This is a genomic window from Mycetocola sp. Y171 (assembly GCF_056713165.1).
The window spans coordinates 1,124,744-1,149,236 of sequence record NZ_JBWYGX010000002.1; the positions used below are offsets into that span (position 1 = coordinate 1,124,744).

27 protein-coding genes are annotated in these 24,493 nt (G+C 66.9%); 12 read left to right on the plus strand and 15 right to left on the minus strand.

Annotation, left to right across the window (positions count from 1 at the left end; translation table 11 throughout):
* The first annotated feature begins 108 nt into the window (after positions 1-108).
* Positions 109-1,935: an AMP-dependent synthetase/ligase gene (locus tag AC1M2K_RS15060; protein WP_480236349.1), complete on the plus strand. Its 1,827-nt coding sequence runs from the start codon at positions 109-111 to the stop codon at positions 1,933-1,935.
* Positions 1,936-2,038: 103 nt separating this feature from the next.
* On the opposite strand, the gene def is transcribed toward AC1M2K_RS15060, so the two are convergent.
* The 3 genes from def to AC1M2K_RS15075 all read right to left on the minus strand — a co-directional run bounded on the left by def (position 2,039) and on the right by AC1M2K_RS15075 (position 7,295).
* Entirely contained in the window at positions 2,039-2,530 is a 492-nt protein-coding gene (gene def / locus AC1M2K_RS15065; RefSeq protein ID WP_480236348.1) for a peptide deformylase, read from the minus strand.
* Positions 2,531-2,555: 25 nt separating this feature from the next.
* Entirely contained in the window at positions 2,556-3,818 is a 1,263-nt protein-coding gene (locus AC1M2K_RS15070; protein ID WP_480241560.1) for a MinD/ParA family ATP-binding protein, read from the minus strand.
* Between the two features lie 69 nt (positions 3,819-3,887).
* Positions 3,888-7,295: a pyruvate carboxylase gene (locus tag AC1M2K_RS15075; protein ID WP_480241561.1), complete on the minus strand. Its 3,408-nt coding sequence runs from the start codon at positions 7,293-7,295 to the stop codon at positions 3,888-3,890.
* Positions 7,296-7,370: 75 nt separating this feature from the next.
* On the opposite strand from AC1M2K_RS15075, the gene AC1M2K_RS15080 reads away from it, so the two are divergent.
* Both AC1M2K_RS15080 and AC1M2K_RS15085 read left to right on the plus strand, forming a co-directional pair.
* Positions 7,371-8,189 carry a ParA family protein gene (locus tag AC1M2K_RS15080; RefSeq protein WP_480237334.1) on the plus strand — a complete coding sequence of 273 codons (819 nt, stop codon included), beginning with the start codon at positions 7,371-7,373 and terminating at the stop codon, positions 8,187-8,189.
* 213 nt (positions 8,190-8,402) lie between these two features.
* Positions 8,403-8,984 carry a dihydrofolate reductase family protein gene (locus tag AC1M2K_RS15085; protein WP_480241562.1) on the plus strand — a complete coding sequence of 194 codons (582 nt, stop codon included), beginning with the start codon at positions 8,403-8,405 and terminating at the stop codon, positions 8,982-8,984.
* Positions 8,985-9,016: 32 nt separating this feature from the next.
* On the opposite strand, the gene AC1M2K_RS15090 is transcribed toward AC1M2K_RS15085, so the two are convergent.
* From AC1M2K_RS15090 to pgsA, 4 genes are all read right to left on the minus strand, one after another.
* The gene (locus AC1M2K_RS15090) at positions 9,017-9,562 is read right to left on the minus strand and encodes a MerR family transcriptional regulator (RefSeq protein ID WP_480236344.1); all 546 of its coding nucleotides are present in this window, start codon (positions 9,560-9,562) and stop codon (positions 9,017-9,019) included.
* 151 nt (positions 9,563-9,713) lie between these two features.
* Positions 9,714-10,445: a transcriptional regulator FtsR gene (gene ftsR, locus AC1M2K_RS15095; RefSeq protein ID WP_480236343.1), complete on the minus strand. Its 732-nt coding sequence runs from the start codon at positions 10,443-10,445 to the stop codon at positions 9,714-9,716.
* 3 nt (positions 10,446-10,448) lie between these two features.
* Entirely contained in the window at positions 10,449-10,916 is a 468-nt protein-coding gene (locus tag AC1M2K_RS15100) for an FHA domain-containing protein (protein ID WP_480237333.1), read from the minus strand.
* Between the two features lie 51 nt (positions 10,917-10,967).
* A complete protein-coding gene (gene pgsA, locus AC1M2K_RS15105) occupies positions 10,968-11,585 on the minus strand; it encodes a CDP-diacylglycerol--glycerol-3-phosphate 3-phosphatidyltransferase (protein ID WP_480236342.1) in 618 nt (205 codons plus the stop codon).
* A gap of 128 nt (positions 11,586-11,713) precedes the next feature.
* On the opposite strand from pgsA, the gene AC1M2K_RS15110 reads away from it, so the two are divergent.
* Positions 11,714-12,577: an SGNH/GDSL hydrolase family protein gene (locus tag AC1M2K_RS15110; RefSeq protein ID WP_480241563.1), complete on the plus strand. Its 864-nt coding sequence runs from the start codon at positions 11,714-11,716 to the stop codon at positions 12,575-12,577.
* A 4-nt stretch (positions 12,578-12,581) separates the two neighbouring features.
* On the opposite strand, the gene AC1M2K_RS15115 is transcribed toward AC1M2K_RS15110, so the two are convergent.
* Genes AC1M2K_RS15115 through AC1M2K_RS15125 form a run of 3 tightly spaced genes read right to left on the minus strand, consistent with a single transcriptional unit; the run spans position 12,582 to position 15,554 of the window.
* The gene (locus AC1M2K_RS15115; RefSeq protein WP_480241564.1) at positions 12,582-13,706 is read right to left on the minus strand and encodes an FAD-dependent oxidoreductase; all 1,125 of its coding nucleotides are present in this window, start codon (positions 13,704-13,706) and stop codon (positions 12,582-12,584) included.
* Complete coding sequence (locus AC1M2K_RS15120) at positions 13,699-14,424, minus strand: methyltransferase domain-containing protein (RefSeq protein WP_480241565.1); 726 nt, start codon at positions 14,422-14,424, stop codon at positions 13,699-13,701. Before AC1M2K_RS15120 ends, AC1M2K_RS15115 begins: the two co-directional genes overlap by 8 nt.
* The gene (locus tag AC1M2K_RS15125) at positions 14,421-15,554 is read right to left on the minus strand and encodes a type III polyketide synthase (RefSeq protein ID WP_480241566.1); all 1,134 of its coding nucleotides are present in this window, start codon (positions 15,552-15,554) and stop codon (positions 14,421-14,423) included. The genes AC1M2K_RS15120 and AC1M2K_RS15125 overlap by 4 nt, the downstream gene beginning before the upstream one ends.
* Positions 15,555-15,728: 174 nt before the next feature.
* Between AC1M2K_RS15125 and AC1M2K_RS15130 the strand changes: the two genes are divergently transcribed.
* A complete protein-coding gene (locus AC1M2K_RS15130; protein ID WP_480241567.1) occupies positions 15,729-16,268 on the plus strand; it encodes a Dps family protein in 540 nt (179 codons plus the stop codon).
* Here the strand turns inward: AC1M2K_RS15130 and AC1M2K_RS15135 are convergent.
* Entirely contained in the window at positions 16,265-16,501 is a 237-nt protein-coding gene (locus AC1M2K_RS15135) for a hypothetical protein (protein ID WP_480241568.1), read from the minus strand. The genes AC1M2K_RS15130 and AC1M2K_RS15135 overlap by 4 nt on opposite strands.
* Positions 16,498-16,824, minus strand: a complete 327-nt coding sequence (locus AC1M2K_RS15140) for a DUF7882 family protein (protein ID WP_480241569.1) — start codon at positions 16,822-16,824, stop codon at positions 16,498-16,500. Before AC1M2K_RS15140 ends, AC1M2K_RS15135 begins: the two co-directional genes overlap by 4 nt.
* 209 nt (positions 16,825-17,033) lie before the next feature.
* Here AC1M2K_RS15140 and AC1M2K_RS15145 point away from each other — a divergent pair, with 209 nt between their 5' ends.
* The 4 genes from AC1M2K_RS15145 to AC1M2K_RS15160 are packed head-to-tail and all read left to right on the plus strand — an operon-like array spanning position 17,034 to position 19,796.
* Complete coding sequence (locus AC1M2K_RS15145) at positions 17,034-17,372, plus strand: hypothetical protein (protein ID WP_480236334.1); 339 nt, start codon at positions 17,034-17,036, stop codon at positions 17,370-17,372.
* Positions 17,373-17,401: 29 nt separating this feature from the next.
* Complete coding sequence (locus tag AC1M2K_RS15150; RefSeq protein WP_480241570.1) at positions 17,402-18,241, plus strand: MBL fold metallo-hydrolase; 840 nt, start codon at positions 17,402-17,404, stop codon at positions 18,239-18,241.
* Positions 18,242-18,250: 9 nt separating this feature from the next.
* A complete protein-coding gene (locus AC1M2K_RS15155; RefSeq protein ID WP_480241571.1) occupies positions 18,251-18,649 on the plus strand; it encodes an RNA-binding S4 domain-containing protein in 399 nt (132 codons plus the stop codon).
* Between the two features lie 22 nt (positions 18,650-18,671).
* The gene (locus AC1M2K_RS15160; RefSeq protein WP_480241572.1) at positions 18,672-19,796 is read left to right on the plus strand and encodes an acyl-CoA dehydrogenase family protein; all 1,125 of its coding nucleotides are present in this window, start codon (positions 18,672-18,674) and stop codon (positions 19,794-19,796) included.
* Positions 19,797-19,800: 4 nt separating this feature from the next.
* On the opposite strand, the gene AC1M2K_RS15165 is transcribed toward AC1M2K_RS15160, so the two are convergent.
* On the minus strand, positions 19,801-20,187 hold the full coding sequence (locus AC1M2K_RS15165; protein WP_480241573.1) for a VOC family protein: 387 nt from the start codon (positions 20,185-20,187) through the stop codon (positions 19,801-19,803).
* Positions 20,188-20,347: 160 nt separating this feature from the next.
* On the opposite strand from AC1M2K_RS15165, the gene AC1M2K_RS15170 reads away from it, so the two are divergent.
* Both AC1M2K_RS15170 and AC1M2K_RS15175 read left to right on the plus strand, forming a co-directional pair.
* On the plus strand, positions 20,348-20,719 hold the full coding sequence (locus AC1M2K_RS15170) for a VOC family protein (RefSeq protein WP_480236329.1): 372 nt from the start codon (positions 20,348-20,350) through the stop codon (positions 20,717-20,719).
* A gap of 70 nt (positions 20,720-20,789) precedes the next feature.
* The gene (locus tag AC1M2K_RS15175; RefSeq protein ID WP_480241574.1) at positions 20,790-21,764 is read left to right on the plus strand and encodes an LLM class F420-dependent oxidoreductase; all 975 of its coding nucleotides are present in this window, start codon (positions 20,790-20,792) and stop codon (positions 21,762-21,764) included.
* 25 nt (positions 21,765-21,789) lie between these two features.
* Here AC1M2K_RS15175 and AC1M2K_RS15180 read toward each other — a convergent pair whose 3' ends face one another.
* A complete protein-coding gene (locus AC1M2K_RS15180) occupies positions 21,790-22,149 on the minus strand; it encodes a nuclear transport factor 2 family protein (RefSeq protein ID WP_480241575.1) in 360 nt (119 codons plus the stop codon).
* A 93-nt stretch (positions 22,150-22,242) separates the two neighbouring features.
* Between AC1M2K_RS15180 and AC1M2K_RS15185 the strand changes: the two genes are divergently transcribed.
* Positions 22,243-22,749 (plus strand): O-acetyl-ADP-ribose deacetylase, encoded by a 507-nt coding sequence (locus tag AC1M2K_RS15185; protein WP_480241576.1) that lies wholly within the window; start codon positions 22,243-22,245, stop codon positions 22,747-22,749.
* Here AC1M2K_RS15185 and treZ read toward each other — a convergent pair whose 3' ends face one another.
* Positions 22,750-24,492 carry a malto-oligosyltrehalose trehalohydrolase gene (gene treZ, locus AC1M2K_RS15190; protein ID WP_480241577.1) on the minus strand — a complete coding sequence of 581 codons (1,743 nt, stop codon included), beginning with the start codon at positions 24,490-24,492 and terminating at the stop codon, positions 22,750-22,752.
* Between the last annotated feature and the right edge of the window lies 1 nt (position 24,493).

A 24,493-nucleotide genomic window follows, 5' to 3' on the forward strand; every position in this document is an offset into this window, starting at 1 on the left:
TGCCAGTTTAGTGATCCGGCCCAAGTCCCGCCATCTGATCGGGATCGGCGGCAGCGCGCCCTCTAGAGTAGGACGTACCTTGCCCCTACAGGTACCAAAGGAGTTACCTTGCAACAGTTCGAAGTACCCGCCGTCGTCGCCGCCGATCCGAACGCCAATGCGACCGACCTCCTCGTCGACCGGGTCAGGCAGACGCCTGACGCTCCCCTCTTCGCCCTCCCCAGGAACGGAGGATGGGTGGATGTCTCCGGCGCCGAGTTCCATCGCCAGGTCGTCGCCCTCGCGAAGGGCCTCGTCGCCGCCGGGATCCAGCCTGGCGACAAGATCGGCCTGATGGCCAAGACCAGCTACGAATGGACCCTGATCGACTTCGCGACCTGGTTCGCCGGCGCCATCCTCGTTCCCGTCTACGAGACCAGCTCTCCCAGCCAGGTGCAGTGGAACCTCACCGACTCCGGCGCCGTCGCCATGATCGTCGAGACCGCCGACCACTTCGCGCGCTTCGACGAGGTCCACCCGGACGTGCCCTTGGTGCAGAACGTGTGGCAGATCGCGCTCGGCGACCTCGACAAGCTCGCAGCATCAGGGACATCCGTCTCCGACGAAGAGATCGAGCGCAGGCGCAACCTCGCCGTCGGTTCGGACATCGCGACGCTCATCTACACCTCTGGTTCCACCGGGAAGCCCAAGGGCTGTGTCATCACCCACTCGAACTTCGTCGAGCTGTCACGCAACTCGGCCGTCGCGCTCCGCGAGGTCGTCGACGGCCCCAACGGGGCATCCACCCTGCTGTTCATCACGCTCGCGCACATCTTCGCGCGATTCATCTCAGTGCTCAACGTGCACGCAGGCGTGAAGACCGGTCACCAGCCGGACACGAAGCAGTTGCTGCCGTCGCTCGGGTCGTTCAAGCCCAGCTACCTCCTCGCCGTGCCTCGCGTATTCGAGAAGGTCTATAACTCGGCCGAGCAGAAGGCGGAGGCAGGGGGCAAAGGCAAGATCTTCCGCAAGGCAGCAGACGTCGCCGTCGCGCACTCGATCGCGAAGCAGAAGGGCGGCTCGATCCCTCTCGGGCTGAAGCTGCAGTTCGCGCTGTTCGACCGGCTCGTCTATGGCAAGCTGCGGACCGCAATGGGTGGCAACGTCGAATACGCCGTCTCGGGGTCTGCGCCGCTCGGACAGAGGCTCGGCCACTTCTTCCACAGCCTCGGTATCGAGATCCTCGAAGGCTACGGACTCACCGAGACCACGGCGCCCGCCTCTGTCGGCCGCCCAGGGAAGACGCCGATCGGCACGGTCGGACCGGCGATGCCCGGTGTCTCGATCCGGATCCTCGACGACGGCGAGATCGAGGTCAAGGGAATCAACGTCTTCAAGGAGTACTGGAAGAACCCCGAGGCCACCGCCGAGTCGTTCAACGACGGCTGGTTCCGCACAGGCGACCTGGGTGCATTCGACAAGGACGGCAACCTCACGATCACCGGTCGCAAGAAGGAGATCATCGTCACGGCTGCCGGGAAGAACGTCGCACCCGCCGCCCTCGAAGACCCGATCCGGTCCAACCCTGTGGTCGGCCAGGTCGTCGTCGTGGGCGACCAGCGCCCGTTCATCTCCGCGCTCATCACCCTCGACTCGGAAATGATCGGCACCTGGCTCGGCAACAACGGCCAGGACGCGTCGCTCAGCCTCGACCAGGCCACGAAGAACCCCGCAGTGCTCGCCGAGATCCAGCGGGCGATCGATGCGGCGAACACCCGGGTGTCGCGCGCCGAATCCATCCGCAAGTTCGTTGTCCTCCCGACAGAATTCACCGAGGCGAGTGGTCACCTGACGCCGAAGCTCAGCATCAAGCGCCACGTGATCCTCAAGGACTTCGCACCGGACATCGACAAGCTGTACGCTGACGCCCCCACGCAGGGCATCCCGCTCGGCTAGGCCCCGTCGGACCGAAGACGCCGGCCGGTTCCGTTCCCCTCGGGGTTCGGAACCGGCCGGCGTTCTTGTTGTCGCCTGCGCCTGTCAGCCCAGGCCGTGCGGCTTAGAACCAGTCGCTCTCGCGGATCTCTTTCATGGCAGCCCTGCGGTTCTCTTTCTCGAGGCGGTCGAGGTAGAGCAGTCCGTCGAGGTGGTCGATCTCGTGCTGCAGCGCCTGCGACAGCAGTCCTGTGCCGCTCAGTTCGATCGTGTTGCCGTCCAGGTCGAGGCCGGTGACGCGCACGAACGGGTAGCGCGGTGTCGGGTACCAGAGATTCGGGACAGAAAGGCATCCCTCGTCGACGGGTTCCTTCTCCCCCTGCGTCTCGACGATGACCGGGTTGAGGATGTAGCCGATGTCGCCGTCGATGTTGTAGCTGAATGCCCGAAGATTCACCCCGATCTGGCTGGCGGCCACTCCGGCCCGCCCTGGCGGCCGTACGCTGTCGAGCAGGTCGTCCACGAGGCCGCGGACGCCATCGTCGATGTCTCCGATCGGTTCGGAAACGGTCTTGAGGACCGGGTCCCCGAAAATGCGGATCTGTCGTTCTGTCACTGGTGTCTTTCGTTGTGGTGTGCGGTCATGGGCGCCGCGAGGGAATGCCCTCGACGACGAGGGCGGCGAGTGTGCGGGCAGCGTGGCGCGTCACCGGACGGAGGTCACGGAACGTGATCGCCGCGCCGGCAGCGAGTTGAGGGTCGTAGGGGATGCGTACGATCTCGCGCACCCGGGACTGGAAGTGGCTCTCGATCTCATCGAGCCTGACCATGTGGGAGCCCTGCGTCGCCGTGTTGAGAGCAACGATGGCATTGGTCACGAGGTGCTCGTAGCCGTTCTGCTCGAGCCAGGTCAGCGTCTCAGAGGCCAGCCTGGCTTCGTCGACGCTCGAGCCGGAGACGATGACGACGGAGTCTGCGCGGGCCAGCGTCGCCCTCATGACGGAGTGCACGATGCCGGTGCCGCAGTCGGTGAGGACGAGCGAGTAATACCGGGCGGCCAGGTCGGCGACGATGTCGTAGTCGTTCTCGTTGAACGCTTCAGCCAGGTGGGGGTCCGTGTCAGACGCGAGGACGTCGAGTCTGGTCTCGTCGCGAGCGACGTGTGAGGAGAACTCGTTGTAGCCGGTGATGCTGTCGACATCTCGCACGATGTCCCGAACCGTGAAGTCGGTGTGCTGAGCGATCCGTTCGGACAGGGTCCCGCGGTCGGGGTTGGCGTCGATCGCGATGGTGCGGTCGTCGCGGGAATCCGCGAGGGCCATCCCGAGGAGCGCTGTGACCGTGGTCTTGCCTACACCGCCCTTCCTGGTCAGCACGGGCACGAAGCGCGCCCCGCCCTCGAAGGACCGGCGGATGCGACGGTCGAGGTCTTTGCGTGCCGTCACTTCGGCCGAGTCGCCGAGGTTCACCCGTTGCCCGGTCAGGTCGTAGACGAGGCGCTGCCACCGACCCTCCGGGGGCACGCGAGTCGCCGGGGTTCCCTCGAGCAGGCGTTCGCTCGTGAGCTGCGCTGACGACTCAGGTGCGCCGGTCTGGTAGCGCGTGGCGCTGACACTGGGAGATTCCTCCGCCGCGGGCACGGTGACGACCGTGGCGATGACCTCGACCGACCGGGTGACCGGCTGCTCGGAGTCAGGGTTCACGGCGACGTCGTCGATGGCGACCGCCTGCTCGTCCTCGGGGATGTCGTGGATCGGCGCAGCAGGGAGCTGCACGGTCACCGTCGCCGGGGATCCGACGACGTCGAGCGCGGCCGTGTCGACGCCGCCGTCGTCGAGCCTGGGCTCGACGAGGTCGTCAGTGGTGTGACGCGGGGAGCCGCCGCCTGGTTTGGTGGGAGCCATGAGAGCTACCCCCTTCGTTCGGGTTCGACCTCAAGTTTAGGCGGGTGCCCGGAAATCCCGACACGCCGGCTACTCCCCCGGCTGCACCACCACGATCAGGTCGCCGGCCTCCACCTGCTGGGTGCCGGGGATGGCGAGGCGCTGGATCCGGCCGGAGATCGCTGTCGTGATCGCCGCTTCCATCTTCATGGCCTCGATCGACGCGACCGCGTCACCGGCCTCGACGACGTCGCCCTCCTGGACCTTGAGCGTCACCACTCCGGAGAACGGAGCGGCGACCTGACCCGGCTTGGACGTGTCGGCCTTCTCGACCGCCTTCGTCTCGACCTTGATGCTCGTGTCTCGGATGAAGACAGGGCGCAGCTGGCCGTTGAGAGTGGTCATGACGGTGCGCATGCCCTTGTCGTCCGGTTCGCCGATCGCCTCGAGGCCGGCGTACAGGCGCACGCCCTTCCCGATCTCGATCACGTGCTCGGCGCCGGGCTCCAGCCCATACAGGTAGTCGATGGTGTCGACGACGGAGAGGTCGCCATAGGTCTCACGCACGTGCTCGAACTGCTTGGTCGGCGCAGGGAACAACAGGCGGTTGAGCGTCGAGCGACGCTCGAGCGATGTTCCGTCGAGCAGCTTCTGGTCATCGTCGCTGAGCGGTGCCACCTCGATGTCGATGTGTCGCCCGGCGAGGACCTTGCTGCGGAACGGTTCGGGCCAGCCGCCCGGAAGGTCTCCGAGTTCCCCGGCCATGAAACCGACGACCGAATCCGGCACGTCGTACTTGTCGGGGTTCTCGGCGAAGTCGGCCGGGTCTGCCTTCACGGCCGCGAGGTAGAGGGCGAGGTCGCCGACGACCTTCGACGACGGCGTGACTTTCGGCACACGACCGAGGATGCTGTTCGCGGCCGCGTACATGTCCTCGATCAGTTCGAAGTGGTCGGCGAGTCCGAGTGCGATGGCCTGCTGTCGCAGGTTCGAGAGCTGGCCGCCCGGGATCTCATGGCGGTAGACCCGGCCGGTCGGGCCGGGAAGACCTGACTCGAACGGCTTGTAGATGTGGCGGACCGCTTCCCAGTACGGCTCGAGGTCTGTGACGGCCTTCAGCGAGAGGCCCGTGTCCCGTTCGGTGTGCGCAAGGGCGGCGACGAGGGCGGATGCCGACGGCTGGCTCGTCGTCCCTGCCATCGGCGCGCTGGCCACGTCGACGGCGTCAGCGCCGGCCTGGCTGGCAGCCAGCAGGGTGGCGAGCTGCCCGCCCGCGGTGTCATGGGTGTGCACGTGGACGGGAACGTCGAACCGGTCGCGGAATGCCGAGACCAGTCGGGCGGCCGCTGCAGGCCTGAGCAGCCCGGCCATGTCCTTGATGGCGAGGATGTGGGCACCCGCAGAGACGATCTCATCGGCGAGCCTGAGATAGTAGTCGAGCGTGTACAGGTCCTCGGCCGGGTCGAGCAGGTCACCGGTGTAGCAGACGGCGACCTCGGCCACGGTCGTTCCCGTTGCGAGCACTGACTCGATGGCGGGGCGCATCTGGTTGACGTCGTTGAGCGCGTCGAAGATGCGGAAGATGTCGACGCCACTGTCTGCGGCCTCGCGGACGAAGGCATCCGTCACCGCCGTCGGATACGGCGTGTAACCGACGGTGTTGCGCCCACGGAGGAGCATCTGGATGTTGATGTTCGGCAGGGCCTCACGGAGGCTCGACAGCCGCTCCCACGGGTCTTCGCCGAGGAACCGGAGCGCCACGTCATAGGTGGCGCCGCCCCAGGCCTCGACCGAGAGCAACTCGGGTGTGAGCCTGGCGACGTGCGGTGCCGCTGCGAGCAGGTCGCGGGTGCGCACGCGTGTGGCCAGGAGCGACTGGTGGGCGTCGCGGAAGGTGGTCTCGGTGACGGCAAGGGCGGTCTGCTCGCGCAGGGAACGGGCGAAGCCCTGTGGTCCGAGCTCGAGGAGCCGCTGCCTGGCACCGGCGGGTGCTGGCTGGCTGAGATCGATCGCCGGCAGCTTCTCGGCCGGGTGGAAGTTCGTCGGGCGGGGTCCGTGCGGCTGGTTCACCGTGACGTCGGCGAGCCAGTTCATGATCTTCGTTCCGCGGTCTTTCGAGACCCGGCCACGGACGAGCTGTGGGCGCTCGTCGATGAATGACGTGCTCAAGTCGCCTGCCACGAACGACGGATCCTCGAGCACGGCCTGCAGGAAGGAGATGTTGGTGGAGACACCGCGGATGCGGAACTCGGCCAGTCCGCGCTTGGCGCGGGCGACGGCAGCGGGGAAATCACGGCCGCGGCAGGTCATCTTGGCGAGCATCGAGTCGAAGTGGGGGCTGATCTGAGCACCCGGGTTGATCGTTCCGCCGTCGAGACGGATGCCGCCGCCACCAGGAGAGCGGTAGGTGGTGATCTTGCCGGTGTCGGGACGGAAGTTCTGGGACGGGTCCTCGGTCGTGATCCTGCACTGCAGCGCGGCGCCGTGCAACTGGATCTTGTCCTGGGTCAGCCCGAGCTCGGCGAGGCTCTCGCCCGCCGCGATCCGGATCTGTGCCTGGACGAGGTCGACGTCGGTGACTTCCTCCGTGACGGTGTGCTCGACCTGGATGCGTGGGTTCATCTCGATGAAGACGTGCTTGCCTGCGCGCTCTCCTGCGGTGTCGAGGAGGAACTCGACGGTTCCTGCGTTGACGTAGCCGATCGACCTGGCGAACGCGATGGCGTCGCGGTACAGGTTCGCGCGCAGCTCGTCGCTGATGTTCGGCGCAGGGGCGATCTCGACGACTTTCTGGTTGCGGCGCTGGACGGAGCAGTCACGCTCGAACAGGTGGACGGTCTCGCCGCCGGCATCCGCGAGAATCTGCACCTCGATGTGCCTCGGGCGGATGACCGCCTGCTCGAGGAACATGGTGGGGTCGCCGAAAGCACTGTCGGCCTCACGCATGGCCTCTGCCAGTGCCGGGGCCAGCTCTTCCTTCGTGGCCACCCGGCGCATGCCCCTTCCGCCACCGCCGGCGACGGCCTTGGCGAAGAGGGGGAAGCCGACCTCGTCTGCCCCGGCGAGGAGCTCGTCGATGTCGCGTGACGCGGGGGTCGAGGCGAGAACGGGGACGCCCGCCTCGATCGCGTGCGTCTTCGCCGTGACCTTGTTGCCGGCCATCTCGAGCACGTTCGACGTCGGGCCGATGAAGGTGATGCCGTTGGCGGCAGCCTGCTCGGCGAGTTCCGGGTTCTCCGAGAGGAAGCCGTAACCCGGGTAGATGGCGTCTGCGCCGGATTCGACGGCGACGCGAATGATCTCGGCCACGTCCAGGTACGCACGAACCGGGTGTCCGGGTTCGCCGATCTGATAGGCCTCGTCGGCCTTCAGCCTATGCATGGAATTGCGGTCCTCGTATGGGAAGACCGCAACGGTTTTTGCCCCGAGTTCGTAAGCGGCGCGGAACGCGCGAATGGCGATTTCGCCTCGGTTGGCAACGAGAATTTTCTTGAACATGCAGACCTCTCTGGCAGCACAGCGCACAGGGAACGGTTAGGTTCTCCCAGCTTAGTGAAGGTAACGTATCTACTTGTGCACGTACTCAGCGTCTCGAGCCTCAAGGGAGGCGTCGGGAAAACCACCGTCAGCCTTGGCCTGGCCTCCGCCGCGTTCGCCAAGGGCGTCCGGACCCTCGTCGTCGACCTCGATCCGCAGTCGGATGTCTCCACAGGCATGGACATCGCGCTCGCTGGCCGCCTGAATGTTGCGGACGTACTCGCCTCGCCGAAGGAGAAGACGGTCCGCCAGGCGATCGCGCCAAGCGGCTGGACGAAGACGCACCCTGGAACCATCGATGTGCTGATCGGGAGCCCGTCAGCCATCAACTTCGACGGCCCGCACCCGTCGATCCGCGACATCTGGAAGCTCGAAGAGGCGCTCGCTCACGTCGAGGACGACTACGACCTCGTGCTCATCGACTGCGCACCTTCCCTCAACGCCCTCACCCGCACGGCGTGGGCGGCCAGTGACCGCGTCGTCGTCGTCACCGAACCCGGCCTCTTCTCGGTCGCAGCCGCCGACCGCGCCCTTCGCGCCATCGAGGAGATCCGCAGGGGCCTCAGCCCCAGGCTCCAGCCCCTCGGAATCGTCGTCAACCGCGTGCGTTCGCAGTCCATGGAACACCAGTTCCGGATCAAGGAACTGCGCGACATGTTCGGTCCCCTCGTCCTCAGCCCTCAGCTGCCCGAGCGCACATCGCTCCAGCAGGCGCAGGGTGCGGCGAAGCCACTGCACATCTGGCCGGGCGACAGCGCACAGGAGATGGCGTCGAACTTCGACCAGCTCCTCGACCGCGTTCTCCGGACCGGTCGCGTCGGCGAGTACGCCGACGCCGCCAAAGCCGCACGCTAGCCACTCCGGCGAGGGCATCAGTTCCGGGCGAGGACTCCTCGCGCAGCTGATGCCGTCGACCGGAGATGATGCTTTCGCTGGTTCGTCCCAGGTGATCACCTCACTCATGGGTCACTGATGTCGCGCAGCGATCCCTCGCATCCGCGGACGACGTCGCGCGCCCGTCACGCACGACTCGCTAAAATGGGGCCACCCCAAGCAAAGGAGGGCCCCGTGGGCACGGTGGTCATGTACAGCTCGGTCTCGGTCGACGGCTTCGTCGCAGACGAGAACGATCAGCCCGGACCGTTGTTCGACTGGCTGACCAGCGGTGACGTCCCGCTGGACGAGAGCGGTGTCCTGAAGGTGTCACAGGCGTCCTACGACTACACCCGGCGGTACTGGGACCAGATCGGAGTGACAATCGTCGGCCGCCGCGTCTTCGACATGACGGACGGCTGGGACGGGATACCTCCGAGCGGGGTCGACCACATGGTCGTCGTCACGCACAGACCGGAGCCCGAGGGCTGGAACCCCGAGGCGCCGTTTCACTTCGTCGACGGCGTCGAGGCAGCCGTGGCCCTGGCGCAGGAACTCGCGGGTGACCGCATCGTCGAGGTCGCCGCTGGCGACGTCGGTGGTCAGGCCATTGCCGCGGGTCTGATCGACGAGGTGCGGATGGACGTCGTACCCGTCGTGTTCGGGACGGGTGAGCGGTTCTTCGGATCGGTTCACGCGCAGCACCTGTTGGAGGATCCCGACGTGGTGATTCAAGGCGACCGGGTGCTTCACCTGCGCTATCGAGTGCGGCGTTGACCGATCTGAGCGGATAACCGGGCGGCGCGGACTCAGGCGGAGCGCGCGGCGCGACGAGCGGCGAGCTCGTCCATGGGGTCTGCAGCCTGCGAGTCGAACTCGATGAGGCTCGTCTCCACTTCGCGGAGCACCTTGCCGACGGCGATGCCGAAGACGCCCTGCCCGCGGCTGACGAGGTCGATGACCTCATCGTCCGACGTGCAGAGGTAGACGCTGGCTCCGTCGCTCATCAACGTGGTCTGGGCGAGGTCGTTGACCCCTGACTCCCGGAGCTGATTGACGGCGGTGCGGATCTGCTGGAGTGAGATCCCGGTGTCGAGCAGACGCTTGACGAGTTTGAGGACGAGGATGTCTCGGAAGCCGTAAAGACGCTGCGAACCGGATCCGGCTGCACCACGCACGGTCGGCTCGACGAGACCGGTGCGTGCCCAGTAATCGAGCTGGCGGTAGCTGATGCCTGCGGCCCGCGCGGCGACAGCGCCACGGTAGCCGGCCTGGTCGTCCATCTCGGGCAGTCCATCGGTGAACAGCAGCCCGAGGTCATAGCGAGGATTATCGTTGGCGGGAATTTCGCTCATCCGTGTACTCCTCTGAAGAATCTGCTGCGGCGGTACCGCACAGTCCACGGTACCGAGGGCTGTCGGCTTCTACAACGACATCCGAACCGAACGGTCCGGCGTGTCGGGTGGCCGTGATCATTCTGTGACAATCGCGGCGCCTGGGTTCAGTCTACGACGTCAACCGTCCGAGCGCGCTGCGGACCAGGCTGGCGCGGATCACGTCGAGCTGACCGGCGATCTCACCGGAGAGTTCCGCGGCGCGCGCGCGACTGGCGGCATCCTTGCGTCGCGCGATGGGAAGCAGGGCGCTCTCGATCATGCTGACCTCGCGCTCGGCGGTGGCACGGTAGCCACGGAGGTGCCTCGGCTCGATGCCGCAGCGCTGAAGCGCCACGAGTGAGCGGAGCACCTGGACCGAATCCTCGCCGTAGCTGTCGCCGGGCGTGATGATGGATGCCGAGATGGCCTCCGAAAAGAGGGCGGCAGACGCCCCGGTCTCCCGGAGCACGTCGTCGCGCTGATATCGCCGTCCTGCCGGGATGATCGTGGAGATCTGCCCTGTGGGAGAAGCCCCGGGCAGAACGGGCGCCCGCCCGGCGTCGAGGTCGGCCAGGTGGCCGCGGATCACCTTGAGCGGCAGGTAATGGTCGCGCTGCATCGACAGGATGAGCCGGAGACGTTCGACATCCTTCGGGGAGAACTTGCGGTAGCCGGACTTGGTGCGTGACGGCGACACGAGTCCCTGTTCCTCCAGGAACCGCAGCTTCGAGTTGCTGAGGTCCGGGAACTCCTTCGCCAGCCGCGCCAGTACCTGGCCGATGCTGAGGAGCTGTGGCGCCGCCTGGGTCTTGCCGTTGCCGGGGTCGCGCTCGTAGCTGCGGTGCGCTGCCTGGGCAGACACGGTCTAGGCGTCCGAGGGCGGAAGCAGGTCGAGGCGTGACGGGTAGAAGGTCAGCCGGAACTTGCCGATCTGCACCTCGGCGCCGTCGCTCAGCAGTGCGCTGTCGATACGCACGCCGTCGAAGTAGGTGCCGTTCAGCGAGTTGAGGTCCTTGATCTCGAACGCCACACCATGGCGCAGGAACTCCGCGTGACGGCGGGAGACCGTGACGTCGTCGAGGAAGATGTCGGCATCCGGGTGACGACCGACCGGCGTGACATCGGCGTCGAGCAGGAATCGGGCACCGGAGTTGGGGCCGCGACGAACGATCAGCAGGGCAGAACCGCTGGGCAGGGCGGCAATCGCTTCCTGCTCCTCTGCGCTGATGTCACTGTCGACGTTGGCCAGACTGGCGGCCAGGTCACGACTGAAACTTGCGGTTGTACCGTTTGCGGCGCCCGCTGCATCATCGTGTGCAGCCGGCTCGCGCAGAAACGCCCCTGTGGGGGGATTCTGCTCGTTGGGATATGACACCTGTACCTCCTAGGGTTCCAGCGTATCGGATCGCGACCCGGTCTGTCCCTCGCGTTTTCCGGATGCCTTCACCGTCTGGACGAGATAGAGCACACCCGCCCACCAGTAGAGGATTGCTCCGACCACGGCGAAGATCATCCCGAACGGTTGCGTGTAGTTCGCCGTGTCGGGGAACGCAGCGGCGAGCATCAGCAGGGGCAGCCCGACGAACAGGCACGCGGTCGCCCACTTGCCCACCCAGTTCACCGGGAAGGCACCGTGCCCGATCTTCGCGAGAACGGCGGCGAGCACGACCAGCATGATGTCCCTGGCGATGATCACCACAACGAGCCACAACGGGATGAGGTCCCTCCACCCCAGTCCGAGCAGCGCGGCGAGGATGTACAGGCGATCGGCGGCCGGATCGAGCAGCTGGCCGAGCTTCGACACCTGGTTGAACCGGCGCGCGATCCAGCCGTCGAGGAAGTCGGTGAAGCCGGACAGTGCCAGCACGATCAGGGCGACGACGTCCTCCCCCTCGACCAGGAGGATGAGGAAGACCGGAACGAGCGCGAGGCGCAGAAAGCTCAGCAGATTCGGGACCGTCAGGATGCGGTCGCTCGGTTCTGGGTTATCCCGGTGTGCCACCCTGCCAGTCTATTGAATGGCCGGTTGCGACCCTGTCCGGCGCGCGGCATGCGCCGGGGATCGACCCGTGTCACCCCAAAGGTGGTGACATGTCATTCGCACCCCTCGCGGGCACGTACCCTAGACCCATGAGCACGACGCGACGCCTTCTTCGCCGGGGATCCCGGCGTCCCGGCTTCGTGTCGACAGTGCTCCTCAGGGTCGGTGTCCCCGTCCTCGTCGGAGCGGTGCTGGTCAGCGTCGCCTTCGCCACACTCCCGCGCCCGGCAGCGGGCACATCGGCCGGTGCCGACGACGGACCCGTGGTCGCCGCAGAACCCCGGTCGCGCCTCGTCTCCTTCGCCGACGCCCGGGATCGCCTCACAGATTCTGGCCGCCCGTTCGTCGTCTCCGTGATCGGCGACTCGACCGGAAACGAGCCGGGCGAGTGGGTCGACCTCGCCTTCCGTGAGCTGTCCGAGGAACTCGACCGCCCACTGATCCAGCACCCGTGGGACATCCTCACCAACACCTACCTGCCGGAGATCCGGTCGAACGAAGACGGAGCATCCGCGCCGATCATCGTCTGGAACGGTTCAGCGAGCGGCAAGACCGGCGCGTACTCTCTCGACCACTTCGCCGCCCTCATGCCAGCACAGCCCGACCTCGTGGTCTTCAACCACGGCCTCAATAACGTTCCGAAACCGGAGACGGTGGGGCCGCAGCTGACCGCCCTCGTCGCCGAGGTCGAACGGTACTGGCCCGAGTCGGTCGGTTACGCCGCCATCCTCGAGAACCCGAGGTTCGACCAGTGGGCCGCCGCACACACCGCGGTGATCGACAATGTCACCGCGTGGCTCGCCGAGAACCAGGCGATCCGGCCGATCGACGTGCACACGGCGTACCTCGACTCCCCCGACGCCGACACCCTTCTGCTTCCCGATCTGCTGCACCCCAGCCCGGCGGGCTCAGGCGTCACCGCTGCCACCGTGCTCGACGCCATCCGCCGCTAACCGGTCAGAGAGCCGCCATGGTGAACACCCGCGAGAGGTGGTCGCCCACCGGTGAACGCGACGCCACCCGGGCGAACGCTGAACGAGTGGCCTGAAGCGGCCCAGGAGCCGGGCGACCGAGGATCATGTTGAGCTCGGCCTGACGCGCAGCACGACGCGCGACCGTGAGCCGGTCACGGCTGAACGCGCGGATGGACGCGCCATCGTCTCCCGGCAGGAGCGCGGAGGGAAGGATCGCGGCGAGCCCGGCGGCATCCGCCCACCCGAGATTCATGCCCTGCCCGCCGATCGGGCTCACCTCGTGGGCGGCGTCACCGATGAGCACGATACCGGGGCCGGCGAGGTTCTCGACCGACGTCTTTCTCGGAGTGAAAGCGCTGAACATCGTCGCGGTCGCAGCGTCTGGCCCTGTTCCGGTCCGCTCGGCGATGAGGCTCGCGAGGGCCGCTGGCCCGGCGACATCCGTCCCCACATGCGCCACCCAACGACGGATGCCGCCCGGCAGCGGGAACGACTCCACGATTCCGCCGCGCTCGAGGTGGAGCACGGCGATGGCGTCGTCGCCGCTGGTGTCGGCGAAGTCACCCATCGCATAGCGGTCACGATAGTGGCGCGTCGATGCCCTGGCATGGGCCAGCCGTCGCACGACGCTGTCAGCGCCGTCTGCGCCCACCACCAACCGTGTGGGCTCCTCCCACGGCCCGTTCGCGTCACTTCCGCGCACGATGAGCGCCCCGCCGGTTCGCGAGAGCCCCGTGACGCGAACGCCACGGCGGATGCCGTCGGAACGGCGGATCTCAACGGCCCCATCGAGCAGTGCCTGGGTGACGTGCTGGGGTAGGGCGACGATCGGCGGGGCGTCCTCCTCGGCGAAGCGGAGGGTGCCGAGGTCTGCCCCGCGGGTGCGCGCGACGCCGCGGCGGATCTGGACGCCGGCGGCGAGAACGGGCGCGGCGACCCCGATGGCGTCGAGCAGGACCAGCGACGGCGGGTGGATGCCGATTGCCCGCGAGTGGCGCGCCTCCTCCGCACGGGCATCGACGGCGATGGCGTCGAGTCCGGCGTCCAGGAGCAGGGCGGTGACGAAGCTGCCGACGGGTCCAGCGCCGACGACGACGACGTCACGCACCAGGGCGCATCCTGTCCTTCGTGAGCAGCACCCGGAACGGCACCTGCCCGCTCACCGTCCACCCAGGAGGCACGACGGCACCGAGCTCTGCGGGACGGTAGCTGCGGCGGATCGAGAGCAGTCCGTCTCCACGGATGAACGACCCGCCGAATCCGACGGCGGTGAAGGCGGAGAACAGCACGTACGCGGCCGCAGACCTGCGGATGTCGCTGTGAACGACGGCGATCCGGGCGAGGCGCTCGGAATCCGCGAGCACGGTGCCGAGTTCCGCAGCGGTGAGGTGATGCAGCACGTGGTTCGACACGACGAAATCGAACCGGGATCCCTCGTCGGCGAGTTCGGTGCTCGAGCAGCGGCGATAGACGAATCCGTCGACCGCCGGCAGCGTCTCGACGTAGGCGGCGGCTCGGGGATCGGGGTCGATCGCGGTGACTTCCAGGCGGACGCCGTCGCTCCGCGCCCACCGGATCAGCGCCCTCGCCACGTCTCCCCCGCCCGCCCCGACGTCGACCACGGTGTGCACCGGCCCGGTGAATCGTGGCCGAAGCAGGGTCGCGTATGTCCACCGCCACCCGGCGACGACGCGGTTGACGGCCGGGAATGCCGCATAGGTCCTGAACAGGGCGTCGAGGTCGCAGAGCGGCTCATCCATCAGCTCGACGAGATCTTCGTCGCGGCGGGCGAGGTCGGGAAGCACCCCAGGCACAACGACGGTCATCGAGCCGCGGCGACCCGGGTGAACAGCCCGGTCTCCACCGTGAGGCCAGGACCGAACGCCATCGCGCACACGCGCTCGTCGTCCGTACCGCCGTCGGCGTCGAGGATCTCCTTCAGCACGAACAGCACTGTGGCGCTCGACATATTGCCGTACTCGCGCAGGATCCTGCGCGACGGCTCCAGCTGGCTCTCGGTGAGCCCGAGTTTCGATTCGACCTTGTCGAGGATGCTTCGGCCGCCCGGGTGGATCGCCCAATGCCGGATGCCGCCGGCCGGGTCGGCAGCGAGGTGCGGGTCAGGCGAGAGCAGCGGCTCGAGGGCACCCTCGATGTAGCTGTCGATGATCTTCGGCACTGCGGCGCTGAGCACCATCTCGAATCCGTCGTCGCCGATGGTCCATGCCATGTCCTTTTCACCCACCGGGGTGAGTTCGCTCGCGAGCCGGTCGATCGTCAGGGTGGGGGCATCCGTCGCCGGAGGCCGTGACGTGACGATCGCCGCTGCGGCTCCGTCAGCGAAGACGGACGACGCCACGATCTGGTCGGGCTCGTTCGACGACCGCACGTGGATCGTGCACAGTTCGCAGCACACCACGAGCACGACGGCCTCGGGATCGGCCGCGCAGAACGCCGCAGCCGCCCTCAGCGCAGGGAAAGCGGCGTAACAACCCATGAAGCCGATGTTGTAGCGCTGGGTGGTCGTCCGCAACCCGAGTTCCCTGACCAGTTCGTAGTCGGGCCCCGGCGCGTAGAACCCGGTGCACGAGACGGTGACGACATGTGTGATGTCGGCGGCCGTGACATCCGGGCAGGCGTCGATGGCGGCCCTGGCCGCTTCGGCGAAGAGCGGACCGGCCGCCTGGATGTAGAAATCGTTGCGCACCCGAGTCGACGGGGACAGCAGCGAGCCGGTAGACGGGTCGAAGAAGACCGGGTCGCTGTCCGACTCCGGGTCGAAATCACGGATGACACTGCGTCTGGACTCGATACCTGACACGTCGAACGAGGTGCGCACGAGTCGCTCACCCAGCCGGGTCAGGCCTGGCTGCGAACCGAAGACCTCGCGGGCTTCTGACTGCACCAGGACGGTCGGCGGCAGCGCGGTCTGGATCGTTCGTACGTGCACGGGCATAGTTCACCTTAGGCAGAGGAACCCCTCCTCACCTCGCACTTGCGAATTCCGCAGGAAACCCCTAGCGACTCGGGCTACCGGTAGCAGCTTCGTGAGGGAATGCAAGGCCTTGAGCCGCTTCACGGGGAACCTCTAACGTGTCCGATGCCGCACACACCTCGAAAGGACTTCTCCATGTCAACTGCAACACGGGAACGACCGGGCTCGTCATCCACGGGAGCGAAGACCACGAGGCGGCAGAAGCCTGAGCGGGGGTTCACGGCATCGAAGGAACTCGCTGACAGCATGCAGAAGGTGCTCGTCGACCTCATCGAACTCCACGTGCAGGGCAAGCAGGCGCACTGGAACGTCGTGGGGAAGAACTTCCGCGACCTTCACCTCCAGCTCGACGAGGTCGTCGAAGCCGCCCGCGAATTCTCGGACGAGGTCGCCGAACGGATGCGGGCGCTTCACGCCACCCCGGACGGCCGCAGCGACTCGGTCGCGGCCACGACCACTCTTCCGGCATTCCCCGGTGGCGAGGTGGACACCGCGAAGACGATCGACCTCATCACCGTCAGGATCGAAGCAGCCGTCGGCACGATGCGCGACGTACACGACCAGGTCGACGAGGAAGATCCGACGTCAGCAGACATCCTCCACGCCATCATCGCGAAACTGGAACAGTACGCCTGGATGATCAGCGCCGAGAACCGCACGATCGGGAAGAGCTAGAGCGGGCTGGCGCTCTCGGAGTGCACTGTCGCCATCACGTCGACGACAACGATGGGAACACCGTTGCCGATGAGAAGATGCGCCGGCTCGAGGATGCCTTCGCCGCTGTTCGCCTCGAGCCAGTGCACTGACCCTTCGGCGATCGCGTCGGTGATCTCCTTCTGGACATCGGCGAGATCCCGGTTCGGAATCGTGTACTTCACGCCGCCGTAGATGACCTCGATGCGCTTCACTGGGGGTCCTCGCTCGGACCGTTCGACGGCTTCGGCTCAGGCACGATCTGGAGGCCGCCTGCCGAGTTCGAGGAGGCACTCAGAGCGATGATCCACTCCCGGTTGAGGGCGGGAAGGCGCGAGCCGAAGTACTTGTAATGGAGCGGGATGTTCGGAGCGAGCCAGATCGTGCTCCTCCCGTCGCCGACGCCCGGGTCGTCCTTCCAGCTGAAATAGAAGGATTCGCCTCGTCGAAGTTTCGCGCCGATCACGATCTGGAGGTGTGCGAGCACCCGGTCATCGAAGTCGACGGTCAGCGTCGAATCATAGAAGAGCTTTCCCATCCGGGACCTTTCGAAGTTGCGCTGACGGAGAGGGAAGACACCAATCCACCTTGTACCCTAGCTTGCCCACCCAGTCCACCTTGGGGGTTGACACGGGGCGTGCAGCACCGGGCTCTCACGTTCCTCGCGTTCCTCGCGGGCCGTATCGATCCGGGCTCCACTCCACAAGGCCCTTGAGCAGATTGCCCGACCAGAGGACAGTCGACCGCATGAGACGACTCTTCTATTCCAGCGGATCACTACTGACCGGCGATGTGATGTGCAAAGCCGTTCTCAGGTACGCGCAGGCCCTCGCAGACTCGGGAAAGGCCGACATCATCGCCATCCCGATCGTCACGGACGGAACGATCTCCGGTCACGCGCATCTCCTCGTCGGGCCGTCGAGCCAGTTGTTCTCAATGCCTGCCGCGAGTGACGGCGAGGATCCGACCGACGCGGCGATCGTCGAGGATCTCGAAGCGAAGACGCGCGCGCTCCAGCCCAGCAAACCCTCCGCTCAGCCGACTCCCAAGGACGTCCTCGACCTGGACTACTTCGAGATCGTCTGACGCCGGTCCGACCGCCGTAGGATCGTCCCATGTCATCGTGGAACGAAGTCGCAGACCGGGTCTACCAGCGGCGCTACGATCCGCTCGACATCTCGGTGTGCCTCGTGGCCGGCGACGACGGAGTCCTCCTGGTGGACACGCGCTGCAATCCCCGGGAGGGCCGTGAGATCCGCGACGATGTCGCTGCCTTCACCCGTCTCCCGGTCAGGTGGGTGGTGAACACCCATGCCCACTACGACCACACGTTCGGGAACCAGGTGTTCACCGACGCGGAGATCTTCGGTCACCACCTCATCCCCCGGCACTTCGACGAGTACGAGCGGCTGCGCCTCACGGCGTGGACGGCCGACCCCGCGGCATCCCCTCAGTACGACTGGCGCGATGTCGTGCTCACCCCACCGACCGTCGCTGTCTCCGCCACACGTGACATCGACCTCGGCGGGCGGATCGTGCGTCTGCATCCGCTTGCCCCCGGCCACACCGACACGGACCTCATCGTCGAAGTGCCTGACGCCGGCGCCTGGCTTGTCGGAGACGTCGTCGAACAGTCGGGACCGCCGATGTACGGGTCGGGGAGCTTTCCGCTCGACTGGCCCGACGTGCTCCACGACCTCTCCCATCTGGTCGGGGAGGGCGACGTCGTGATCCCCGGGCACGGAACTGCGGTGGATCGGGCGTTCCTCATCGACCAGGCCCGCACCCTGCGGGTCGTCGCCGACGGAATCCGCCAGGCCTTCGACAGGTCAGAGCCCATCGAATCCGCGAGCGAACGTGTCGCGTCTGCGTCGCGACTTCCGGTCGAGATCATCGAGTCGGCCGTGCTCAGGGGCTACACCCTGCTGTCGGCCGAGGGCCGACAGCGCCCGTAGGCTCGACGGATGAATACCCCCGTGCCAAGTGCGCGCGTCGACAGCTGGTTGTGGGCGGTCCGTGTCTACAAGACCAGGTCGATGGCGACGACGGCCTGCCGGGCCGGGCACGTCCGCGTCGCCGGCGAACGCGTGAAGGCATCGCACCCGGTGCGGATCGGCGACGAGATCCGGGTTCGTGAGGGCGGTTTCGACCGGATCGTGGTCGTGGCGAGGATCGTGGTCAAACGCGTCGGCGCGAGCGTGGCCGCCGAATGCCTCGTCGACAAGACTCCTCCTCCCCCACCGCGCGAGGAAGTGGCGCTGCGTCCGATGCGCGACCCCGGGGCCGGCAGGCCCACCAAACGGGAGCGTCGAGACATGGAGAAACTTCGAGGCAGGGACTCGGAAGGCAACCTCCTGGACTGACGTGGTTCGCTAGTCTGGGACGGTGACCGACCTGCCGATCGACCTGCTCGAGCGCATCCGCTCGCGGGCACCGGAATACGACCGGGACAACCGGTTCTTCACCGAGGATCTCGACGAGCTCCGCGCGGCCGGGTACCTCGCTCCCCAGTCCCTCGGCGACGCGGTCAGGAACCAGCGGCTGCTCGCCCGCTACGCGCCGGCAACCGCACTCGGGGTCAACATGCACCACGTCGTGGTCGGGGTGGCCAGGGTCCTGCACGATCGGGGCGATTCCGGCCTGGACTGGATCCTCGACGACGCCAGCCGCGGCGAACTGTTCGCGTTCGGGAACAGCGAAGCAGGGAACGACGAGGTCATGTTCGACTCACGGACGGCTGCCGAGCCCGGGCCAGACGGCTCTTTCTCTTTCACAGGACGGAAGATCTTCACCTCGCTCTCGCCGGCCTGGACCCGCCTCGGTGTCTTCGGCCGCGACGACTCCGACCCGGCGAATCCGACGCTGGTGCACGGCTATCTCACCAGGGAGACGGGAGGACACCGCCCGGTCGGCGCTTGGAACCCGCTGGGGATGCGGGCCACCCAGTCCTTCACCACCGAACTCACGGGCGCACGGGTTCCGGCTGAACGCATCGCCAGGGTGCTCCCCGTCGGGCCGAGCGCCGACCCGTACATCTTCGGCATCTTCAGCAACTTCCTGCTGCTGATCGGCGCCGTCTACGCGGGAATCGCAGACCGTGCGCTGGAACTCGGGGTCGAGGCTGCGCGCCGGCGCACGTCGATGAAGCATGACGGCCGCAGCTACGCCGATGACCCCGACATTCGCTGGCAGCTCGCAGACGCCGCCATCGAGCTCGACTCGATCGCGCCGCAACTGGACTCGCTCGCTGCCGAGGTCGACGCACTCGCCGACCCCGGCGCTGCCTGGTTCCGTCTGCTCGTCGGTGCAAAGACCCGGGCGGTGGATGTCAGCCGCGGGGTCGTCGAGACGGCCATCCGCGTGGCAGGCGGAGGGTCATACGACGCCGACGGTGAGCTGTCCCGCCTGTACCGGGACTCCCTTGCCGGGCTGTTCCACCCCAGCGACCCGGAGTCCGCGCACTCGACCGTTGCGAACTCCCTGCTCGGCCCGGTGACCGACCAGGGCTGAGCCGCTACAGGGTCGTGTCCTCGATGACGGCGATCACGTTGTCAGACGGGTCGCGGAACCAGGCGATCGTCGGGCCGTTGTCGCGCATGATCCCCCTGTCATCGGTCGGAAGGTCGGCGTCGTCGTAGATCTTCGTGGCGACCCCCTTGCCGTTGAGAGCGTCGACAGCTGCGTCGACGTCTGCGACGAGGAAGTTGAGGATCGTAAAGGATGCAGGGACATGGTCGGGTTTCGGATACGCCATGACCTCGGCCCCTCCCGGCAGCGTTATCCGCAGCATACCCATCTCGTCGTCGGCGACCGTGAGACCGAGCTGTCCGGAGTAGAACGACCGGGCGGCGTCGATGTCAGACACGCTGAATCCGCTGAATCCGTGGACGGGTGTGAACATGGTTCGCTCCTTCTTCTTCGTTGTCTTCGAGGACTCCGTTCACGATGGCACACCGGATCCGGGACCGCGAGAGGGCCTGGAAAACATCGCGGAATGAGGACACGATGGGTCCTGATGGCTTCCTAGACTCGAAGCGACAAGACATCCTGAGGAGGATTCCATGGATTGGAAAATCGAACTCATCGCCGTCCCGGTCACCGACGTCGACCGGGCGAAAGCGTTCTACGTCGACCAGGTCGGATTTCACGCCGACCACGATTTCCCCGTGTCGGAGGGCCTGCGCTTCGTGCAACTGACACCCCCTGGCTCGGCGTGCTCGATTGTCATCGGCGAGGGGATCACGGAGATGGCGCCGGGGTCGCAGACGGGTATCCAGGTGGTCGTGCCGGACGCAGACGCAGCCAGGGAACACCTGCTGAAGAACGGTGTGGATGCCACTGAGGTCGACGACCAGCCCTGGGGCCGCTTCGTTTTCTTCTCGGACCCGGACGGCAACCGCTGGGCACTGCAGCAGATCGTGCCACAGGGCTGACCGCTACCGCATGACCGGGGTCGAGGCACAGCCCCTTGACCCCGATTGCCCGCAATGACAGGTTCGGGCCATGACACGATACGGCTACACCCTGATGACGGAACAGAGCGGCCCGCGCGACCTCGTGCGGTATGCGGTCGAGGCAGAGCGGCTCGGCTTCGACTTCGAGGTCTGCAGCGACCATTACTCCCCCTGGCTGACCGAACAGGGCCATGCGCCGTACGCCTGGACACTGCTCGGCGCCGTCGCCCAGGCCACCGAGCGGGTCGACCTCGCCACCTTCGTGACGTGTCCGACACTCCGCTATCACCCCGCCGTCGTCGCCCAGAAGGCGGCGACCCTCCAGCTCCTCGCCGAGGGACGTTTCCTGTTGGGACTCGGCGCAGGCGAGAACCTCAACGAGCACGTCGTCGGCACCGGCTGGCCGTCCGTGGACCTCCGTCACGACATGCTCGAGGAGGCCGTGCACATCATCCGCGAGCTCCTCACCGGCGAGCTCGTCACCTGGGACGGCGACCATTTCCGCGTGGATTCCGCCCGGATCTGGGACGCCCCCGACGACGGGGTGCCCATCGGCATCGCGGTCTCCGGCGAGAAGTCCATCGCCAGGTTCGCTCCGCTGTCCGACCACTTCATCTCTACCGAGCCGGATGCGGACCTCGTCTCATCCTGGCGTTCAGCTCACGGCGGGAATGCATCCGCTGCGCGCGTGATCGGTCAGATCCCTGTCTGCTGGGGCCCTGACAAGGATGCCGCGATCGCCGAGGCCCACGAACAGTTCCGCTGGTTCGCCGGAGGCTGGGCGGTCAACGCCGACCTCCCGACCCCTGCCGGATTCGCCGGCGCTTCACAGTTCGTCCGACCGGAGGACGTCGCGGACGCGATCGCGTGCGGACCGGACCTCGACGAGATCGCGGAGGCAGCCAGGCCGTTCATCGAAGCCGGATACACCGACATCGCGATCGTGCAGGTCGGGGATCGCCGCCAGGACGATTTCCTCCGCGAGGCGGCCGGTCCGCTCCTCGAGCGACTCCGCTCGCTGTGACGGGCCACGGATCAGCCCGCTGAGGTCAGGACGGTGAGGCCTGGTCCATCCACCACTCGGTGAACTCGTGCGCCCTGCCCCCGTCCCCCGGCCGGATCACCCAGAGATTGCTGTATGTCCTGCCGTCGGTGTACGCCGTCGTTCCCTCGACGATCCAGACGTCGTCGGTGACGACGACCGGAGACCACTCGAAGGTGTGGTTGCCCGGCTCGTCCCTGCGAGCCAACCAGCCTGTCACGACGGCCTCGGCCCCGCGCCAGGGTTCCGTCCACGGTTCGTTCCTGTAGACGACGTCGTCGGTGACGAGCGCGCGGATGTGGTCGGGGTCGTTCGACTCCCATGCGGTCTGATAGGCGGCCATCCAGTGTGCGAGGGGATCTGTCATGATCCCGGTGTACCGCGAGAACTGCTGCGCGGGCAACCACTGGGACGGACGAAGGACGAGCGGTACGCTTGCGCCTGACAGGGAAGGATCCGGGTGCGCATCGAACTCGTCGAAGGCGACATCACTGCACTCGATGTCGACGCCATCGTCAACGCGGCGAACAGTTCGCTGCTCGGCGGGGGCGGCGTCGACGGTGCCATCCACCGCGCTGGCGGACCCGAGATCCTCGCGGCGTGCCGTCGACTGAGGGCGACCAGCCTTCCCGGTGGGCTGCCGACGGGCGAAGCGGTGGCGACGACGGCGGGCCGCTTGTCTGCACGATTCGTGATCCACACGGTCGGACCGGTGTGGGATCGGGACGACGACCGCTCCGCGCTGCTCGCATCCGCCTACAGCAACAGCCTCCGCGTGGCCGTTGAGGTCGGGGCGAGCTCGATCGCCTTCCCCGCGATCTCGGCCGGGATCTACGGCTGGCCGATGGCGGATGCCGCGTCGATCGCCGTTCGGACGGTGCGAGCCGCGGGAACGGACATCCCTGTCACTTTCGTCGCCTTCAACCGGCCGGCCGCCGAAGCCTTCGCAGCAGCCATCGACGCCTGATCAGCCGAGGACCACGACCGAGTGCGGCGGAACCTCGATGCGACCGTCGCGTGGCACACCGATCTCCGACCCGTCTGCCGTGAAGGACAGCAGGATCTCCGACGGCAGGACCGGGACCGTGCGTACATCGGTTCCGACGTTCACGACGATCGCCGCGTCTCCCCTGCTCAGCACCAGCCAGCGTTCGTCCTCATCGAGCTCGACGGTCGTGTGCGCGAACCGGGGGTCGGTGAACTCGGGCCGTCTCCTTCGCACGTCTGCGGCGGCCCGGTAGAACTCCAGCACCCTGGCGTGGTCCCCGCCGGCGGGCTCGCTCCAGTCGAGCTTCGACCGTTCGAACGTCTCAGGATCCTGGGGGTCGGGGACGACGTCGGGATCCCAGTCCATGCGCGCGAACTCCGCGATCCTTCCTTCAGCAGTCGCCCGGCCGAGTTCGGGTTCGGGGTGGGAGGTGAAGAACTGCCAGGGCGTCGATGCCGCCCACTCCTCCCCCATGAACAGCATCGGGGTGAACGGGCCGAGCAGGGTGAGCGCAGCGGCTATCGCGAGTTGTCCAGGATCGAGCTGGGCCGTGAGCCGGTCCCCGATCGCGCGGTTGCCGATCTGATCGTGGTTCTGGTTTGCGACGACGAGCCGCCACGACGGCATGCGTTCGGTGTCGACGGGTCGGCCGTGGACACGTTCGCGGAAGCTCGAGTAGGTCCCGTCGTGGAAGAAGCCACGGGTCAGGACCTTGCCGAGCGCGGAGAGCGGTTCGAAATCGGCGTAGTAGCCGGTCGTCTCACCGGTGACCGCCACGTGCACGGCGTGGTGGAAGTCGTCGCTCCACTGCGCGTCGAGGCCGTAACCGGACGCTTCGACCGGTGTGACGAGCTTCGGGTCGTTGAGGTCGGACTCGGCGATGAGGCTGAGCGGGCGCCCCGTGAATGCGCTGAGGGCGGCGACCTCATCCGCGAGCTGTTCGAGGACGTGCACTGCACTGTGGTCGGTGAGCGCGTGGACGGCATCGAGCCTCAGCCCGTCGACGTGGTAGTCGTCGAGCCACATCAGGGCGTTGTCGATGATGTAGCGCCGCACGGTGTCTGAGTCCGGCCCGTCGAGGTTGACGGAAGACCCCCACGTGTTCCCGGGGCCGTCGGTGAGGTATGGTCCGAACTTCGGTAGGTAGTTGCCGCTGGGGCCGAGGTGGTTGTAGACGACGTCCTGGATGACGCCCATCCCCGCTGCGTGGCAGGCGTCGACGAACCGCTTGTAGCCTGCGGGGCCGCCGTACCCGTCGTGGACGGCGTACCAGAGCACTCCGTCGTAACCCCAGTTGTGTGTGCCGTTGAAGGCGTTCACCGGAAGGAGTTCGACGAAGTCCACGCCGATCGACGCCAGGTGGTCGAGCTTGAGGGCAGCTGCGTCGAACGTGCCCTCAGGGGTGAAGGTGCCGATGTGAAGTTCGTAGATCACCGCTCCTGCGAGCTGGCGCCCGGTCCATGCGGAATCCGCCCAGTCGTGTGCGTCCCTGTCCACCACCCGGGAGAGGCCGTGCACGCCCTCGGGCTGGTGCCGCGACCTCGGGTCGGGGAACGGGCCGTCACCGTCCACGAGAAAGCCATAGTCGGCGCCGGGCGCCGGGTCGAGCCCAGGCCGTGCCCACCAGCCCCCGTCCGCCCGGGTCAGGTCGAGAGTCTCGTCGCCGATCCTCAGGTCGACGCGCGAGGCAGCGGGTGCCCAGACGCGGATGCCGTCGCCCATG

Bases quoted from the DNA above. Each gene is read 5' to 3' on its own strand.
- AC1M2K_RS15070 (WP_480241560.1), bottom strand. From the start codon at position 3,818: ATGGCTCCCACCAAACCAGGCGGCGGCTCCCCGCGTCACACCACTGAC.
- AC1M2K_RS15075 (WP_480241561.1), bottom strand. From the start codon at position 7,295: ATGTTCAAGAAAATTCTCGTTGCCAACCGAGGCGAAATCGCCATTCGC.
- AC1M2K_RS15090 (WP_480236344.1), bottom strand. From the start codon at position 9,562: ATGAGCGAAATTCCCGCCAACGATAATCCTCGCTATGACCTCGGGCTG.
- AC1M2K_RS15110 (WP_480241563.1), top strand. From the start codon at position 11,714: ATGAGCACGACGCGACGCCTTCTTCGCCGGGGATCCCGGCGTCCCGGC.
- AC1M2K_RS15120 (WP_480241565.1), bottom strand. From the start codon at position 14,424: ATGACCGTCGTTGTGCCTGGGGTGCTTCCCGACCTCGCCCGCCGCGAC.
- AC1M2K_RS15125 (WP_480241566.1), bottom strand. From the start codon at position 15,554: ATGCCCGTGCACGTACGAACGATCCAGACCGCGCTGCCGCCGACCGTC.
- AC1M2K_RS15130 (WP_480241567.1), top strand. From the start codon at position 15,729: ATGTCAACTGCAACACGGGAACGACCGGGCTCGTCATCCACGGGAGCG.
- AC1M2K_RS15140 (WP_480241569.1), bottom strand. From the start codon at position 16,824: ATGGGAAAGCTCTTCTATGATTCGACGCTGACCGTCGACTTCGATGAC.
- AC1M2K_RS15145 (WP_480236334.1), top strand. From the start codon at position 17,034: ATGAGACGACTCTTCTATTCCAGCGGATCACTACTGACCGGCGATGTG.
- AC1M2K_RS15150 (WP_480241570.1), top strand. From the start codon at position 17,402: ATGTCATCGTGGAACGAAGTCGCAGACCGGGTCTACCAGCGGCGCTAC.
- AC1M2K_RS15155 (WP_480241571.1), top strand. From the start codon at position 18,251: ATGAATACCCCCGTGCCAAGTGCGCGCGTCGACAGCTGGTTGTGGGCG.
- AC1M2K_RS15165 (WP_480241573.1), bottom strand. From the start codon at position 20,187: ATGTTCACACCCGTCCACGGATTCAGCGGATTCAGCGTGTCTGACATC.
- AC1M2K_RS15170 (WP_480236329.1), top strand. From the start codon at position 20,348: ATGGATTGGAAAATCGAACTCATCGCCGTCCCGGTCACCGACGTCGAC.
- AC1M2K_RS15175 (WP_480241574.1), top strand. From the start codon at position 20,790: ATGACACGATACGGCTACACCCTGATGACGGAACAGAGCGGCCCGCGC.
- AC1M2K_RS15180 (WP_480241575.1), bottom strand. From the start codon at position 22,149: ATGACAGATCCCCTCGCACACTGGATGGCCGCCTATCAGACCGCATGG.
- treZ (WP_480241577.1), bottom strand. From the start codon at position 24,492: ATGGGCGACGGCATCCGCGTCTGGGCACCCGCTGCCTCGCGCGTCGAC.